Origin of the sequence: Staphylococcus canis (genome assembly GCF_016238445.1) — a bacterium.
Classification (GTDB): domain Bacteria; phylum Bacillota; class Bacilli; order Staphylococcales; family Staphylococcaceae; genus Staphylococcus; species Staphylococcus canis.
The window spans coordinates 83,696-97,861 of the sequence record NZ_JABANU010000007.1 but is presented as its reverse complement, the minus strand read 5'-3'; the positions used below and the strand labels follow the sequence as shown (position 1 = coordinate 97,861).

Below are 14,166 nucleotides of genomic sequence, written 5' to 3'. Positions count from 1 at the left end.
GCACTTTCGTAATAGAATCATTTTAAGTTCAAAATTATTCGCATCAGAAAAGAAAAAGGAAGTTAAGCAACAGCAAGTTGCCTAACCTCCTTAATTGAGCTGACCAGTCCTATTTGACAGAGAGCCACTTTTCAAAAGCTGAATTCTCATCAGAACGTCGTGATTCTTTAACATTATAAATCATTTCCTAAATTGTTATAGTTCTGTTCAAATTACTTTCTCAAAGACCTTTTAGTTATATTGGTCAAGTTGGAGTTGTAGCTGCTCCCATGACTCGAGTGTTTGGTTGAGTTTTACTTCGAGTGTTGCGCGTTCATTAGCGAGCGCTTGTGTTTCTTCGTATTGGTTGATGATTGTGTCATCTAGCATTTTTTGATCGATGACTTCGATGTCTGCTTCGAATTGCTCAATATCTGCTTCCAACGTTTCGATTTGTCTTTCAATTTTACGTTTATCTCTGCGTTGTGCTTTTAAGTCTTGATATGTTGCTTGTTGAGAAGTTGTTGTATCTACTGTTGATTCATTCTCTGTTACTGCAGATTTTGAGTTTTGATGCGCTTTTAATGCACGTTTTTCTTCTAATTTATCTAAATAATATTGATAGTCACCAAGATATACGGTACCGCCTTCTTGGTCTAGGTCGAATATTTTATTTGCCAAAGCACGTATAAAGTAACGATCATGTGACACAAATATTAGCGTGCCTTCAAAGTTTAACAAGGCTTGTTCTAACATTTCTTTTGAATCGATATCTAGGTGGTTGGTTGGTTCGTCTAAGATAAGCACATTATTTTCTTCTAACATGAGTAAAGCTAACTGTAAACGAGCTTTTTCGCCACCTGACAGGTCATGAATGACTTTTTTGACATCTTCTTGAGTAAATAAGAAGCGACCTAAAACAGCTCTTATGTCTTTTTCAGGCATATGTTTGTATTGATCCCAAACATAATCTAAAATCGTTTTATTTGAAGAAAATTCAGCTTGTTTTTGATCATAATAGCCAATTTTTAAATTCGCACCTGTTGTAATTTCACCACCAAGTGCTGTCATTTTACCGGCTAATGTTTTAATGAATGTTGACTTTCCTATACCATTAGGTCCTATAACTGCAATATGATCTCCTTTGTTTACTTCTAATTGAATAGGTGAAGTAATAGGGGAGTCATAGCCGATTTTAAGGTTGCGAATATGGAAAACATCATTACCAGTATTACGTTGAAACCCAAATTGGATGTTCGCACGTCTTGCATCAAGCATTGGTTTTTCAAGCCGTTCCATTTTTTCTAACATTTTGCGTCGACTCTTAGCCATGCCACTTGTAGAGGCTCTTGTAATATTTTTATCTACAAATTGTTCTAATCGTTTAATTTCATCTTGTTGACATTCATATTCAGCAAGTCGTTTTTGATAAAATTGATCTCTCAGTTGAATAAATTTTTCATAATTACCAATATAATGACGAACTTCCCCAAGAGAAACGTCATAAATTTGTGTGACGATTTTATCTAAAAAGAAGCGATCATGTGAGATAATAACGATTGCACCTTTAAAATATTTTAAATAATCTTCAAGCCATTCTGTCGTTTCCATGTCTAAATGGTTCGTTGGTTCGTCTAAAAGTAATAAATCTGGCTCACTGAGTAACATTTGCGCAAGGGATAATCGTGTTTTTTGACCACCACTAAAATCATCTACAGGACGATGATAATCCGCTTCTGTAAAATTCAATCCATTCAGTACTGTTTTTATTTTACTATCGACTTGATACCCTTCTAATTTTTCATATTCATTTGAAATATTTTCATACCGTTGAAGATGTTCTTGATATGCTTCTGTATCATAATCATCAGCATTTTGACTTAACCACTCAACTTCATACTGCATTTTTTCAGCTAAAGATTGGTGATAAGCAAATGGCTTAGACATTTCTTCATAAACTGTATTTTGGGTGTCTAATGTCATTTGTTGGGTTAAATAACCGAGACGTAAATTTTTGATTTTTGAAATATGACCTTCATCATAGCCTTCAACACCTGCGATTAATTTCATGAGTGTTGATTTACCAGCCCCATTTCGTCCAACGATACCGATACGTTCACCAGTTTTAATTTCAAAGTTGACGTTTTCAAAAAGGGTTTCTCCATCAAATGATTTTGAGACTTGACTCAATTGCATTAATATCATCGGGCATACTCCTCTCAATACCATATTGTACAATAAACGTGCAATCTATAAAATACTTAGTGTTTTATTCAGTTTTAAATTCGGGTATAATTAAGATAACAACTGTGAAGTACGTCACAAATTTAGAAATAATTTTGGAGGATTGGAAATGGTGAAAGAGGTCAATAAAATTCCAAGAGCGACATTGAAACGTCTTCCTTTATATTATCGTTTTGTCAATACGCTCAAAGCTAAAGGTGAAGATCGCGTAAATTCTAAAGCGATTAGTGAAGGATTAAATATAGATTCAGCAACAATTAGACGAGACTTTTCATATTTTGGTGAATTAGGTAAAAAAGGATACGGTTATAATATAGATAGTTTACTTGAATTCTTTAAATCTGAATTAAGTGACTCAGATGTGATTAAAATTGGTGTCGTTGGAGTAGGACACTTAGGTAAAGCATTGATTAACTATAACTTCTCGATTCATGATGACATGACAATCACAGAAGCGTTTGATGTAGATGATGACATTATCGGAACAAAAATTGGAGATGTTGTCGTTAAAGATATGAAAGATTTTGAGAAGATTATTCAAAAAGACAACATTGAAGTTGTGATTCTTACAACTCCATCATCTGTAGCACAAGAGATTACGGATGATTTAGTTAAATTAGGCATCAAAGGTATTCTTAACTTCACACCAAAACGAATCGTAACACCAAATGACGTACAAGTGCATCAAATTGATTTAGGTGTAGAACTACAATCACTTTTATTTTTTATGAAAAATTACGGTAAACAATCATAATCACTAGAAGATAGCGAGATAATGGGATAGTCATTTGAAATAAATGACAACTTCAATCCTATTATGTCTCGCCTTTTTTTATAATAAAATTGAGGCTTTGATCTTGGAGATTAATCAAAGCCTCAATCTTTGAGGAACATTCAAAATATTGGGAAGGGAGTTTTATTATTGGAGTATGACTAAAGTATAATACATATATTTAACTTTATGTTTTGAAGTGCATACTTTATTGATTTATATGCTTAGGCGTTTATTTATGTTACTTAATAGTACAGCTATGCATCCATTTCTGTGATTCGTTTAAACGCTCTCTTTAATTGATTCTACTTTAACATCTTATTTTTTCTAAATAATATCATCTGCACTAAAAAGTTTGAAATCCATCAGTTACTAAAGAATTTAAATTTTAAAAACTTATGATCCAGAGCTTTAAATCTATCTAAAGATGTTTAAATATTCCTAAAATATGACAGAGACTTGCCAAAATCAGCATAATAGTTTATAATTCTTATAATATTTATCGGATATAGGAGGGAATACTTTGATCTGGACAATTATAAGTGGTCTTATTGTAGGTATGTTATTAGGATTCGTTATGCAACGAACACGATTTTGTTTGACTGGCGGATTTAGAGATATGTATGTCCAAAAGAATAACAAAGTGTTTTACGCACTTTTAATTGCGATAAGTATCCAAGCAATTGGTGTGTATACATTAAATAGTGCCGGAGTGATTCATATTGATAATGGTACATTTCCTATTGTAGGTACTGTGATCGGTTCATTCATTTTTGGTGTAGGTATTATTCTTGCAGGTGGATGTGCGACAGGGACTTGGTACCGTGCAGGTGAAGGTTTAATCGGCAGTTGGATTGCGCTTGTAAGCTATGCTTTTTTCGCGGCAGTTTCTAAATATGGTATTCTTTTACCATTTAAAGACAAAATAAACAGCGCAACAGTAACTAATGCGGATATGGCATCATCAACAAGTATTCCTGGATGGGTTTGGTTAATTGTATTAGTAGCGATTACATTATACTTCGTGATTAAAACGTTACGTAAACCAAAATCTAATGTAGCGATTCCTAAATTAAAATCACGCTATACAGGATTACGTCACTTTTTATTTGAGAAACGTTTCCATCCATTTATAGCAGGAATTGCTGTGGGACTCATTGCGCTTCTTGCATGGCCGATGAGTGAATCTACTGGACGTCAAGGCGGACTTGGTATTACAACACCTTCAGCGAATATCGTTCAGTTTTTAACAACTGGTGATGTATCATTACTTGATTGGGGCGTATTTTTAGTTTTAGGTATCTTCGTTGGATCTTATATTGCGGCGCGTGGTTCACGAGAATTTAAATGGAGATTGCCAGATAAGAAAACAATCCGTAATAGTGCTTTTGGTGGCGCATTTATGGGATTTGGTGCAGCTGTTGCTGGAGGTTGTTCTATTGGTAATGGTCTTGTTGCTACAGCAGCATTATCATGGCAAGGATGGATCGCGTTAGCTTCTATGATTTTAGGAACATGGTTCATGAGTTACTTTTTATTTGTGAAACCGTTAAAAGCAGCACGTTCACAACATACACAATCTTCTATAAGTATGTCATAAGTTAGATGAGGAGGAATAGACATGGTATATGAATTAGGAACAGTTGGAATGGTGTGTCCATTTCCTTTAATTGAAGCACAAAAGAAAATTGAAGAATTAGATAGTGGCGACGAATTAAAAATCGATTTTGATTGTACTCAAGCTACAGAAGCTATCCCAAATTGGGCAGCAGAACAAAATTATCCAATTACAAACTTCGAACAATTAGATGACGCATCATGGACAATTACAGTTCAAAAAGCGTAGTTTTAAATTTTAATACATTATGATTTTAACGGTTAGTGAATTCCACTAGCCGTTATTATTTTGGCTGAAGAAAAAAACGTACTAAGCTCTATAAAACTTAGAACGTTTGAGATTGATGACATGACATCAATAAGGTGTCGTGTTTGTATGTATAAACTATATTGAATGATACTGCTATGATTATCTTTTAATTAGTAAAAAAGTATATGACATATTTTATAACAAATATGCATTCAATTATTCATCGCCTTTGTTTTGAGTTTGAAATGCATCGATTGCGGTAACAATCACGGCGAATAAGAAGGCAAGCATCATCCAATTATCATAAATACGATTCTCAAAAAAATGAGTGACAGTGATTTTATCTACAACGTTAAATATTCGTGGGTTTGGTGGGACATATCCGATAATCCACATAACGAGAACGGCTAGAACACCGACACCAAAAGTCTCAATGAATGTCTTGATTAATTTTGTTGACACAAGTTTCCCTCCTTTTTTAATTTCATTATACATGACTGAATTAAAGATTAAAGCCGTTGTTTAATAATAAGTACATTGTTTGATATTTTAATTATATGTAATGTTACTATAAAATATTTAAGGTGTTCATCATCATTACCTTGTTCAACTGGACAATTATTAGAACACGAATTAAATGAAAATTTAATATAAAGATAGTCGATGAAATATGATAAAATAGCCAATGTGAGCATCAATATATCTATTCATTTTCGAGGTCGATATATAATGAATGTATGGACCCGGAAGTTTCGTACGTAATATTCGTTTAAGGAGGAATTGAGCTATGACACAAGCATCCAATCAACATCATGATGTATCCATTGAATCGACAATACAAGATAATAAATCCTCAGTACCCCACACATCTTTTTCTCCTTATCAACAGAAATTCCATATTCAACCGCAATCTGGAGATTTAAAAGGACCATCTGGCATTGTTTTTAATAAAGGAGATTATGAGATTACATATCAGTGGTTAGCAGAGCAAGCAGTAGCTTTGTATCAAATGACGAGTGAAAATCTGGTCGATTTCAAAACGGCGAATGAAGTGATGACACATAAACACTTTCAAAAAGATATAAGGGTATCTCGAGAGCATGCATTTGTTTTTAATAAAACAATCTACTATATGTATACGCGGTATTCAAAAACAGAAGCGGATACGTATTTGAATCAGCAAGTGATTTCGAAAAAAGATGAAGACGGACAATTGGGTGTCAAAGAACATGTTTTTATACCCCATGCTCCAAAGGGATATCAAAATTTAGAACATCCTTCTACTCTAATTAGAGATGATAAGCTTTATGTGGTCATTGGCGCACAACGTGAAGATTTAACAGGATGCGTATTATTATATCAAGCTGAACATCCAGAAGCGAAATGGACTTTTTTAGGAGAAATCAAAACAGAGTTAAAAACAATGGAGTCGACTTGGCAGTATCCAGAGCTGTTCCAGTTAAGCGGGAAAGATATCCTCTTATTTCTACCAAAAATGCATCAACAAAGTGAAATGACGAATGTTAATCAAAGTGGATATATTATAGGTCATCTTGATTTTGATACACTACAATTTCAGCATGAACCGTTCCAATTGTTAGATCATGGTTTTGATTTTGATGCGCCGCAAACTTTTGTAGACGAAGTGGGACGTCGAGTAATGATTGCCAGTATGAACCATTCAGATGTTGTGTACCCGACTGATCATCAAGGAAGTGCTAACTGTCTAACACTACCACGCACATTGATGTTAGAAGAAGGCAAGCTAAAACAAAAACCTTATATGAATCTGAGAAAGTTGAGAGGGGAAAAAGAGACGGCACTAGGATATGCCAACAAGTTCGTTAAACAATTACATCCTTATGATGGTACGCAGTATGAACTTGTTGTTGATATTTTAGAGAATGAAGCACAAGCGTTTGAATTTCAACTTAGAGCCACTAGGGATGAGTATGTTGTGGTTCGTTATCAAAGTAAAACTAAAGAGGTTATATTAGACCGTTTTGATAGTGGTAAACTTCCAGTAGGCTGCGCATCTACAAAAACATTAGCGGTTTTACCATCGGATTTATACCAACTTCGAATCTTTGTTGATACCACAAGTATTGAAGTGTTTTGTAATGAAGGAGAGCGTGTGTTAACTTCACGAATCTTTCCGACTCAAGATGGAAATAAAATTAGAGTATCTACTGACTCTGGTCAAGTGTATCTCAATATCGCAAAATATGATTTAAGTTCAGTCGATTAATTCGTAAAAAAAGGGACATTGTTTCAGTTCGTTTAAGCTGACCGGATGTCCCATTTTTTGTATTAAATTTTTTTGAGATTGCGTACAGATACATAACAAAACTCATCATTTTTAAAATAAGCAATACGTTCTTTCGAGTCCACACGAGACACGTTATGACGATTTAAAACGAAACTATTATGACATCTAAAGAAGCGGTCGTCCAATTGAGCCATTTCTTTGAGATTACCATAAAATTCAATTTGACGATTATCTAAATGCGCAATGAGACGGTGTGATTTGGGTGATGATTCAAAAAACATGACGTCATCATAATTTACATAAACGGAATTACTGCCGCGTTTTAACTCGAGTGTTTCAATCGTATTATCTTTCGTCAACAAATCTAAACGATTAAGTGCCGTTTCAAGCACGTCAATAATACGTGTTTTAAGCTCATCTGGGTCATCTTTGAAGATAAAATCAAGCGCTGCTACCTTATAGACAAACGTTAAATATGTGAGTTCGCTATGACTTGTCACAAAGATAATATTACCTACAGGATCGTGTTTACGAATTTCACTTCCTAATTTAATCCCATTAATATCTGATTCAAGTTGAATGTCTAAGAAGTAACATCCGACATCTGTCATATTTTTAGAAGTTTCAAGAATTTCATAAGGGTCATCTGTCGCAATTTCAATTTCCATTGGTTTTTCTTCAATCATGATGTAATTTTCAATAATGTCCACCATACGTTCACGTTGTTTAGGATCATCTTCACAAATTAAAATTTTCACGTAATATCACTTCCTTAAAACGCTTCGTTCATAATTTCAAGTTTTTGTATAAAATATTGATTTTCAATGGTTGTATCAAGGAGTACATTATCCGTATTATCTGTAATCTCTTTTAAAGTAGAGAGTCCAAGACCACGATTGTCTCCTTTAGTTGAAAATCCTTCTTTAAATAAAGTATGCAATTTCGGCATATCTTTAGGTGTTTTGTTCATAATAATAATTAAAACAGAACTATCAGTCTTAATGAAAGCAATTTGAATCATTGGTTCTTCTACTTGAGATGACGCTTCAATCGCATTATCCATGATAATTCCTAAAGCTCGGCTTAAATCAATCAATTCCATGTTAATTTCAGTAATTTCATCAGCCACTTCCACACTCACTTCAATTTGATTTTCTTGAGCTTGTAAAATTTTAGTTGTAATTAACCCCTTAATCTCACGCACTTTGAGTTGTTCAACACCATTGAGTTTTAAGGCATTCATTTCAAAATTACTCTTCAAAGGTATGATTTGTTCGTTGAAGTAATGTTTAAGACCATCAAGGTCATCTTCTCTTAAATATTCCGACATCGTTGATAAAATATTAACATAATCATGACGGAACTTACGCATTTTATTGTTAATCTTTTCAATTTGTAGCGTATATTTGTAGTAATCTTCAATTTCTTTCTTATTACGACGATAACGTACTTCTCGAGCTGCTGTTATCGATACTAAAATAATCACAGCGACAAATCCTAAGAAATACAGTAAAACTAGATACGCTACGGTTAACATATCATCCAATGTTTTAACCGATGTTGGACGGTAAAAATAAATCGTGATAAAAAATAAAAGTAGTAAGACAAACAAAAATATCAAATAAAAGCGATTAACATATAACCAAGATAATTTGAGAAAATTCATGAGTTGTCTAAAGCTAAAAGCAATAATAACTGAAGCTAAAATGAAAGATAGTACATAAAGAACTTGACTAACATAAAAATTAATATCATGTGCGACCATATACTGGTAAAAAAGCGTAGAAATAAAATCACATAATATCAAAATTAATACACTAACTACAACACTATTAATACCGATAATTCTTCTTTTTTTATAGAATAGAATTAAAAAGCAAATGATAAGAAAAAATAAACTTGCTTTTCCTATAAATAAAAACAAAATAGTTGAAGGGATTACAATCCCTATGACAATAGAGAGGTAATCCCTTCGTGTGTAATTTGGTCTATCAATTAAAATGATATTAGTAACTGTAAATAATGCAAATGCTTGAAAAAAAGATAGAATAATAACAATTAAGACTTCCAAATTATATACACACTCTCTAATAATAATTAAATATTACTTATCTAAATCAAGTAATTCGCGAGGTACTTCTGGCTCGTCAAAATAAACAGTGCAAGTGTTAATTCTCGCAAAGTTACCGATTGATTGGAAAAGTTTAGTAATTAATGATAAAAGACCTTCAAAAATATTCATGATATAAGTGCCTCCTTAGGGAAAAATATTGGTAATAACGTTATTGACTGTAAAACTAAACCATAACAAATAAGTTGTTGGTAAGGGCTTGGCACCACGAGTGACAATAAGATAAACGCTACTATAACGATGATAGATTTAATCTTTAAGCCTTTTCGACGAGATGCCTTAATTGGTTGTTTCAACGTTGCGGCAGGCGCAAATCGTATAACAATTAATACCCCTAATATAGCTAAGCATAACATAAATACGAATGATATGTCATAATAACTTATCAGTAATGGCACAATTACGAATAACGCAATGTTTTGAATGTGACATAATAAGGATGATTTTGCATGGGCACCATGCGAAAATCGTCTCAATACAAAGTAACTAATGTGTACGACGAGTGTGTATAAAAATGTGTGTAGTAGGAGTGCAAGTCCGTATGTGACAATACCTTTAAAGAGATTTGTTGCAACAACTTGCATCCCCAAACGTACTTTCAAAAATTCGATATGATCTAAGTTTTGCTTCTCTTGCATTTTAAGTGCAAGTTGTTCAATTCCCTTATCGATAATTTGCACAGTTCTTTCCTCCTTAATTAGATTATATATTACTTTATACACCAAAAACTCATTTTTGCCTAACTGTTTGATTATCATGCGTAACTGTTAGATTTAGGTGAAATAATATGTTTTTTATAAATTTTGTCCACAGTTAAGAATGAAATATGATGAAGTACGCAAAAATCAACATAAAGGGGAAAATCCATGGTTAAATATAGACATAATCACAAGCGAGTGATTGGAAGGTTGAGATGCAATAGTCATTATTTATGAGAATGATGTTGTTCCAACTAAAAAGCTAAATGAAGTCAGTTTACAACTCAGTAATTGTATTCTTCGCTCAGATACACTTACTTAGAACAAACAAATCTATTTGTCTTTGGAAATGATCATACTTTTGAGGAGGTGTTACTATGGCACAAGATATTATTTCTACAATCATCGAATTCGTAAAATTAATCGCAGAAACTGTTCAAAAATTCACTAAATAATTGCCATACGTAAGGTAATGCTAACAACCTTTCCCGTATGTATATTAATTAAGAATGAAGTTGCTAGTTCCAAAATGAATAAGCGAGTGTAAACATTATTTAATAATCGGTAAATTCACTAATTTTTTTCATAATTAATAACATCCCCAATTATAATAAATAGAATAACTGTAATTAATCAAAATTCCCTTAATATAAAACGTAAACCAAGCAAGTACTCCCAAACTTGCTTGGTTATTTTTTGTGCTTATTTACGTTGTGCATAGCGATAAGTATCTGGGCGCATGTTATCAAAAACGGGTATTGCTTGTCTTTGTTTTGATACTTCGCTTGTATCAATAGTTACCGTTAGAACACTTTCTTGCTCATCTGCTTCTTCAATAATTTCTCCATTAGGTGAGACAACCATAGAATGACCAGCATAATCTGTTTTGCCATCATTTCCACAACTGTTTGTCGCAACAACAAATGCATCATTTTCAATTGCGCGAGCTTGTAAAAGCGCACGCCAATGGTTAAGACGTGGTGTTGGCCATTGGGCTACATAGAATAAAATCTCAGAGCCAGATGCTGCTGGATAGCGACTGATTTCTGGAAAACGTAAGTCATAACAAATGATTTGTGACACATCAGTGCCTGAACTTAATTTAAATGAATAAGGCACTTTATTACCGCCATCTAAATAAGTTGGTTCATCAAGCATCGGAACAAGATGAATTTTATTGTATTCATAAACTTGTTCACCATTTTGGTTTACCGCAAATGCAGTATTAAATAACTGTTGTTCATGATGGTTAGACACAGAACCGCCAATAATGTCGACATGATATTTTTGTGCTAACGATTGGATAAATGGCAATGAATCTTCTAATTTATGATCCGCTAATTCATTTAAAGAAGGTAATGCATAACCATTATTCCACATTTCAGGTAACACAACGACATCTACAGTATCGTCTACATGTTTTTCGAATAATGCTTCAATTTTAGCTTTATTTTGATCGGCTTGAGCGGGTTCGACTTTAAATTGAAAGAGTTGTATTTTCATTGTTATTCTCCTCCTCACTATGAATATAAGTGTACTAAAGATAAATGTGAATATAAAACTAAATGTCTTTGATAGATGAAACGACAAAGATAAATGTTAATTGCGTGTTGGCAATGTTATAATAATGACGTAATCTGTTAAAAATTATGAGGATTTATCAGTAACGGAGGTGAGATACATGCGTATGAAGCATTTCAATTTAACAATTGGTTTATCTGGGATGCTTGCAAGCTTTATTACGTTTGGAGCGTTAGAGCAAGATAAAAATGTAACACTCGCGCAATCAACTGAAGATACTCATGTTAATTCTAATGTAGTTAACTCTCAAAACAATACGCCATCAGAAGAAACGACACAAAATGAAACGACGTCTACCGAAGTCTCTAGTCAAGACAATGTGAAGACAAATGAAGTTCCAGGTGAAGTGGATAAATCTGAAGAAGTTCCTGCTCCTACCCAACCTTCAGAAGTACTCCCAAATTCTGAAGAGTCGTCCGGTACGGAAGAAATATCAAGTACAGAAGAGTCACCTAGTACGGAAGAGTCATCCAGTACAGAAGAATACCCGAATACAAGTGAAGAACCTAGTACGGAATCACCATCAAATTCAGCAGAAACACCTAAAAAAGAAGAGAATTCTAGTACAGAAACCCCACCAAAAACAGAGCAACCCGGAAAAGATGATATGACTAGTAGTGGAGGAGGATCAGGTCAAATCAGTCCACAACCGCCTAGTGAAACACCAAAGCAAGAAGGCAATCAGTCGCATAGTCAACCCTCAGCTGAGGAGAACAACACTATAAATCAGCCTAATGATACGCAAAACGAGCAACAAGGCACGCATAATGATGCACAACAATCTAATGATTCTCAACGCTCTGATGAGGAGACGGGGCGTTTAAGTGCACCGTCTAACGAACCATCTCAAACTCCTCCGAATGGGCAAAACCAAAATACAGAACAACATAGCTCTGAAAATGAAGGGGTTCAAGAGGATAATAATACAACTGAAACCCCTCAAGGTGATATACTTAAAACTTCAGAATCATCTAACGAGTATGCGGAATCCAATCATGATGAACTGTCATTCTCTTCTAGAACATCACAAAACAGTGAAACTGAAGAAAAGCCTATGCCAGATATAATACGGCTTAGTGCAAAACAAGAAGAAAGTCATCAGTTTGATCATGTTCAAGACGCTTCAAAGGCAGGAACATCGGTAGGGAAAACACAAGATAAAGTGAAGACGATTAAACAAAACGGAGAGAATATGGGTGTAACCCAAAGTGCACAAAATCAACAAATGCAAGGGCAACACTTTAATATTATAAAACAAATTACGTTTATCGGATTAAGTGTTATCATCGCTGTATTACTGGGTTACATTTTTTGGCGTAAAGGAAGAGAACATAATAAATAATATATAAGAGGTTGAAACAAGTTCATTAACAAAAGTTTCAACCTCTTTTACTATTTAAAATTTAATTGAGATAGATGAACAAATGAAAAATAAATTGGCTCTTTTCTATCATTTCTTGCAACATTTCTTCGGGTATCATTAGTTGAACAAATGTTACTAAAGCATTTTGAGCCATATGAATACCTATAGCGATGCTTAAACGATTCGTATAGATATAAAAGAATGCAAAAATCATACCCATAATAAAATAAGTTAAAAAGTGACTAAAATCTACATGGGCTATGGCAAATATACTTGAACTCACAACACCAGCAATAAGGTATTTTACAATTGGTTTGGCACGTACCGCATGATAAATCTCACCAAAAATCACTTTACGGAATACAAACTCTTCTAATATAGGACCCACAACTGCTATTAAAACTATAAAAATTGGCATTTGACGTGCAATACGTGTCAGTAATAAAGTATTTTCACTTGCTGCGTTCACATCGAATAACCATATAGAAATGAGATTAGCAATGATTTGACCAATAAAAACGATACCAAGGCCTGCTAAAATCCAGGGTAAGATATAACGTTTTCTTTCTTTAGCACGAAGCTCATAGGCCATTGGATTTTTGACGCGTTGGTGTAAAAAAATAATTATAATCGCAGCAACCACAAACGCAGCAACTTGAATATAAATACTTTCTTTCAAAGCACTCATTGATTGAGATGCTGAGATGAAACCTAAAGATTGAAAAATTGCAGGTAAAAATTGAGCTAATAAATAAATCACTATAGTAAGTAGTGCAACAATCCATCGACGCATGAAAAAAACCTCCTTAAAATAATATTTTAGCGAATTCAAAATATCATCACAATCATTAGCGTATCACTTGAATTTTTGACCAACTTTGATTAATATAGAAATAGCTTAGCACTTGAATCATATGAGTGCTAAATTTAGGTTATCACGAGGAGGCACAACAATGCTTAAACCATTAGGAAACCGTATTGTCATTGAGAAAAAAGAACAAGAACAAACGACGAAAAGTGGTATTGTATTAACAGATACTGCTAAAGAAAAATCAAATGAAGGTGTCGTTGTCGCAGTTGGCTCTGGCCGAGTGTTAGATAACGGACAACGCGTAGAGGTTGAAGTGAATGTAGGAGATAGAGTCGTTTTTGATCAATACGCAGGTACAGAAGTTAAACGTGATGATACAAAATATTTAGTTTTAAATGAAGAAGAAGTATTAGCTATTATTGAAGAATAAATAAATGAATCAATTTCAATT

General features: G+C 33.6%; 15 protein-coding genes. 7 read left to right on the top strand and 8 right to left on the bottom strand.

All coding sequences use genetic code 11. The features are described 5' to 3' along the window. Positions 1 to 231: 231 nt before the first annotated feature. Positions 232 to 2,184 carry an ATP-binding cassette domain-containing protein gene (locus HHH54_RS04185; RefSeq protein WP_198617583.1) on the bottom strand — a complete coding sequence of 651 codons (1,953 nt, stop codon included), beginning with the start codon at positions 2,182 to 2,184 and terminating at the stop codon, positions 232 to 234. 148 nt (positions 2,185 to 2,332) lie between these two features. Between HHH54_RS04185 and HHH54_RS04180 the strand changes: the two genes are divergently transcribed. From HHH54_RS04180 to HHH54_RS04170, 3 genes are all read left to right on the top strand, one after another. Next, positions 2,333 to 2,977 carry a redox-sensing transcriptional repressor Rex gene (locus tag HHH54_RS04180; RefSeq protein WP_232796238.1) on the top strand — a complete coding sequence of 215 codons (645 nt, stop codon included), beginning with the start codon at positions 2,333 to 2,335 and terminating at the stop codon, positions 2,975 to 2,977. A 541-nt stretch (positions 2,978 to 3,518) separates the two neighbouring features. Then, entirely contained in the window at positions 3,519 to 4,595 is a 1,077-nt protein-coding gene (locus HHH54_RS04175) for a YeeE/YedE family protein (protein WP_198617582.1), read from the top strand. Positions 4,596 to 4,616: 21 nt separating this feature from the next. Then, positions 4,617 to 4,841 carry a sulfurtransferase TusA family protein gene (locus HHH54_RS04170; protein WP_198617581.1) on the top strand — a complete coding sequence of 75 codons (225 nt, stop codon included), beginning with the start codon at positions 4,617 to 4,619 and terminating at the stop codon, positions 4,839 to 4,841. Positions 4,842 to 5,078: 237 nt separating this feature from the next. On the opposite strand, the gene HHH54_RS04165 is transcribed toward HHH54_RS04170, so the two are convergent. After that, positions 5,079 to 5,324 carry a hypothetical protein gene (locus tag HHH54_RS04165; protein ID WP_232796237.1) on the bottom strand — a complete coding sequence of 82 codons (246 nt, stop codon included), beginning with the start codon at positions 5,322 to 5,324 and terminating at the stop codon, positions 5,079 to 5,081. Positions 5,325 to 5,649: 325 nt separating this feature from the next. Here HHH54_RS04165 and HHH54_RS04160 point away from each other — a divergent pair, with 325 nt between their 5' ends. Next, on the top strand, positions 5,650 to 7,110 hold the full coding sequence (locus HHH54_RS04160) for a glycoside hydrolase family 32 protein (RefSeq protein ID WP_198617579.1): 1,461 nt from the start codon (positions 5,650 to 5,652) through the stop codon (positions 7,108 to 7,110). A gap of 62 nt (positions 7,111 to 7,172) precedes the next feature. On the opposite strand, the gene agrA is transcribed toward HHH54_RS04160, so the two are convergent. Genes agrA through HHH54_RS04140 form a run of 4 tightly spaced genes read right to left on the bottom strand, consistent with a single transcriptional unit; the run spans position 7,173 to position 9,900 of the window. Next, positions 7,173 to 7,889 carry a quorum-sensing response regulator AgrA gene (gene agrA / locus HHH54_RS04155; protein WP_198617578.1) on the bottom strand — a complete coding sequence of 239 codons (717 nt, stop codon included), beginning with the start codon at positions 7,887 to 7,889 and terminating at the stop codon, positions 7,173 to 7,175. Between the two features lie 14 nt (positions 7,890 to 7,903). Then, entirely contained in the window at positions 7,904 to 9,202 is a 1,299-nt protein-coding gene (agrC, locus tag HHH54_RS11435) for a quorum-sensing sensor histidine kinase AgrC (protein ID WP_198617577.1), read from the bottom strand. A gap of 33 nt (positions 9,203 to 9,235) precedes the next feature. Next, on the bottom strand, positions 9,236 to 9,373 hold the full coding sequence (agrD, locus tag HHH54_RS04145; protein ID WP_198617576.1) for a cyclic lactone autoinducer peptide AgrD: 138 nt from the start codon (positions 9,371 to 9,373) through the stop codon (positions 9,236 to 9,238). Beyond that, a complete protein-coding gene (locus HHH54_RS04140) occupies positions 9,370 to 9,900 on the bottom strand; it encodes an accessory gene regulator AgrB (RefSeq protein ID WP_232796240.1) in 531 nt (176 codons plus the stop codon). Before HHH54_RS04140 ends, agrD begins: the two co-directional genes overlap by 4 nt. Before the next feature lie 437 nt (positions 9,901 to 10,337). Between HHH54_RS04140 and HHH54_RS11515 the strand changes: the two genes are divergently transcribed. Further along, complete coding sequence (locus HHH54_RS11515) at positions 10,338 to 10,415, top strand: delta-lysin family phenol-soluble modulin (protein ID WP_198617586.1); 78 nt, start codon at positions 10,338 to 10,340, stop codon at positions 10,413 to 10,415. A gap of 247 nt (positions 10,416 to 10,662) precedes the next feature. Here HHH54_RS11515 and HHH54_RS04130 read toward each other — a convergent pair whose 3' ends face one another. Then, positions 10,663 to 11,463 carry a carbon-nitrogen family hydrolase gene (locus HHH54_RS04130; protein WP_198617574.1) on the bottom strand — a complete coding sequence of 267 codons (801 nt, stop codon included), beginning with the start codon at positions 11,461 to 11,463 and terminating at the stop codon, positions 10,663 to 10,665. A 178-nt stretch (positions 11,464 to 11,641) separates the two neighbouring features. Between HHH54_RS04130 and HHH54_RS04125 the strand changes: the two genes are divergently transcribed. Continuing rightward, a complete protein-coding gene (locus tag HHH54_RS04125; RefSeq protein WP_198617573.1) occupies positions 11,642 to 12,883 on the top strand; it encodes a hypothetical protein in 1,242 nt (413 codons plus the stop codon). 61 nt (positions 12,884 to 12,944) lie between these two features. On the opposite strand, the gene mroQ is transcribed toward HHH54_RS04125, so the two are convergent. Continuing rightward, positions 12,945 to 13,697: an intramembrane glutamic endopeptidase MroQ gene (gene mroQ, locus HHH54_RS04120; protein WP_198617572.1), complete on the bottom strand. Its 753-nt coding sequence runs from the start codon at positions 13,695 to 13,697 to the stop codon at positions 12,945 to 12,947. A gap of 160 nt (positions 13,698 to 13,857) precedes the next feature. On the opposite strand from mroQ, the gene groES reads away from it, so the two are divergent. Further along, entirely contained in the window at positions 13,858 to 14,145 is a 288-nt protein-coding gene (gene groES, locus HHH54_RS04115) for a co-chaperone GroES (RefSeq protein ID WP_198617571.1), read from the top strand. Positions 14,146 to 14,166 lie beyond the last annotated feature (21 nt).

Bases quoted from the DNA above. Each gene is read 5' to 3' on its own strand.
- agrD (WP_198617576.1), bottom strand. From the start codon at position 9,373: ATGAATATTTTTGAAGGTCTTTTATCATTAATTACTAAACTTTTCCAA.
- HHH54_RS04160 (WP_198617579.1), top strand. From the start codon at position 5,650: ATGACACAAGCATCCAATCAACATCATGATGTATCCATTGAATCGACA.
- HHH54_RS04125 (WP_198617573.1), top strand. From the start codon at position 11,642: ATGCGTATGAAGCATTTCAATTTAACAATTGGTTTATCTGGGATGCTT.
- HHH54_RS04170 (WP_198617581.1), top strand. From the start codon at position 4,617: ATGGTATATGAATTAGGAACAGTTGGAATGGTGTGTCCATTTCCTTTA.
- HHH54_RS04185 (WP_198617583.1), bottom strand. From the start codon at position 2,184: ATGATATTAATGCAATTGAGTCAAGTCTCAAAATCATTTGATGGAGAA.
- HHH54_RS04140 (WP_232796240.1), bottom strand. From the start codon at position 9,900: ATGCAAGAGAAGCAAAACTTAGATCATATCGAATTTTTGAAAGTACGT.
- HHH54_RS04180 (WP_232796238.1), top strand. From the start codon at position 2,333: ATGGTGAAAGAGGTCAATAAAATTCCAAGAGCGACATTGAAACGTCTT.
- groES (WP_198617571.1), top strand. From the start codon at position 13,858: ATGCTTAAACCATTAGGAAACCGTATTGTCATTGAGAAAAAAGAACAA.
- HHH54_RS11515 (WP_198617586.1), top strand. From the start codon at position 10,338: ATGGCACAAGATATTATTTCTACAATCATCGAATTCGTAAAATTAATC.
- mroQ (WP_198617572.1), bottom strand. From the start codon at position 13,697: ATGCGTCGATGGATTGTTGCACTACTTACTATAGTGATTTATTTATTA.
- HHH54_RS04130 (WP_198617574.1), bottom strand. From the start codon at position 11,463: ATGAAAATACAACTCTTTCAATTTAAAGTCGAACCCGCTCAAGCCGAT.